This window comes from Vibrio sp. CCUG 15886 (assembly GCF_028570825.1).
In the GTDB taxonomy this organism is placed as follows: domain Bacteria; phylum Pseudomonadota; class Gammaproteobacteria; order Enterobacterales; family Vibrionaceae; genus Vibrio; species Vibrio vulnificus_B.
The window spans coordinates 1-1,644 of record NZ_JAQQBT010000041.1 but is presented as its reverse complement, the minus strand read 5'-3'; the positions used below and the strand labels follow the sequence as shown (position 1 = coordinate 1,644).

Annotated in this window: 1 protein-coding gene and 1 pseudogene; one reads left to right on the top strand and one right to left on the bottom strand. The window is 35.9% G+C overall.

Going from position 1 to position 1,644, the window contains the following annotated elements:
- The first annotated feature begins 102 nt into the window (after positions 1 to 102).
- Positions 103 to 1,083, top strand: a complete 981-nt coding sequence (locus tag PQQ36_RS22395) for a hypothetical protein (RefSeq protein ID WP_206626239.1) — start codon at positions 103 to 105, stop codon at positions 1,081 to 1,083.
- 450 nt (positions 1,084 to 1,533) lie between these two features.
- Here the strand turns inward: PQQ36_RS22395 and PQQ36_RS22390 are convergent.
- Positions 1,534 to 1,644 (bottom strand): annotated as a pseudogene (locus tag PQQ36_RS22390) (IS30 family transposase); the annotation flags it as partial.

Here is a 1,644-nt window from a genome sequence, read left to right as displayed (position 1 = left end):
CATGCGGTGAGTTTTGGTGGTGAAGGTGGTCTGCGGAAGGTTGGTTTAGGCGGCATTCACCCCTTAACGCAGCGTTAGAATCTTAAGGTAAGTTTTGAAAATATGAATAAGAAAGAAAAAGAAGAAATACCAGAAATGCAGTTTTTCAAGGATTATAGATATATCCTCAACACCCTTATTTGGGATAATAAAGAAATTGACTTTCCAGTAGAGTTATACTGTGCACATGATGATAAAGTGCTCATAAATAATTGCGACTTTAAGAAAGGTTTGGTCATTAGATTAGATGATGGAGTGCAAATAGATAATATACATATTTACAATTCCAATATTGAAGAAGGTTTAAAGATATTAGCTCATAATGCTGGAAAATCCATTAATGATGTAAGTATTGATACGTGTAGTTTAGATAAACTAGAAATCATAGGGCTTAGTGCTCCTGTCGATATTTATAAGTCAAAAATAAGTAACTTCCTCTTGGAGTCAAATAACTTCTCTAAATTCAAAATCGAACGGTCTCATGTAACAAGATTTACTTGCTACTTTACGAGGGCTCTTAAAGTTGACATATCTAAAGGAACTTTTAGCTCGGGTGGGGTTTTACCTAAGAAGGTGTTTTCAGACTTCAAAAAGCGTTATAAAAATAAAGAAGATGCGCAGGATGCTACAGTTCAAACATTAGATTTCTTGCTTGAAAATAGTTCAACATCTCTCTGTACTTCTGAATATAGTGAGATTCTCTATTACAGAAACAAGGCTCAAATCAAATCTCCTTTGCATCACTGCTTACTATGGCTATTTGGGTATTTTAATGATTTGTCACGTTACTTAACGACTGCTATTATATTTCTTTCAAGTGTTTTCTTTTCCTTGATGGCTGCATCAATAATAAATAATACATTTCTCTCTCCTGTAGAACTGGCTAGGTTGTCAATAGACTCTTTTATAGGGTTAAGTAATACATATGGTTACAATGAACATCATCTAATAAGCATTGTATTATCTTGTTCAATCGGCTTGGGAACTATTTTTTACAGTGGTTTGCTTGTAACATTAATAAATCGTTTTAGAATAAGATTCTAACAAAGCATTTAAGAGTGATTCGCTACGCTTGGCGGTTTCGCTTCGCTCAAGTATAGCCAAGCGTCGCTCACACCTTAATGCGGCGTTATATGATTTGATGAGAATCCATGAGAAAAACAAAAAACGTAGTCGAAAATCTGGACGTGAGTTTTAGGACAACATGTCCAATATGTAATAAAAAGCTAACAAGCCAAGGGTTTGAACAGCATAGAAAAATGCATCATAAAAACCTGAGACATGCGCAATTCGAGCAGTTAGTGATAGACGCGATTCGCTCTGGCAAGTTAACCGTAAAGATCTTTGACGCAGTAAACCCAAGTTTGAATTCTGCGACAAGAAAGCTACAAGATGTTAAGCATGCAAGTAGAAACAATTTTTACCGATTGCAGCAAGGTGGAAAGGTAAGTCCGAAATAAATCACTTAGTATCAAGTTTGAAGTGCGACACTTCTTAAAGATGCGCATGAATATACTCCGTTGGTGTTCTATACCCAAGCCTTTTGCGTGGGCGCGTATTTAATTTGTGTGCAATTTCATTGCAGAGCTTCTGTGTCACGTGTGA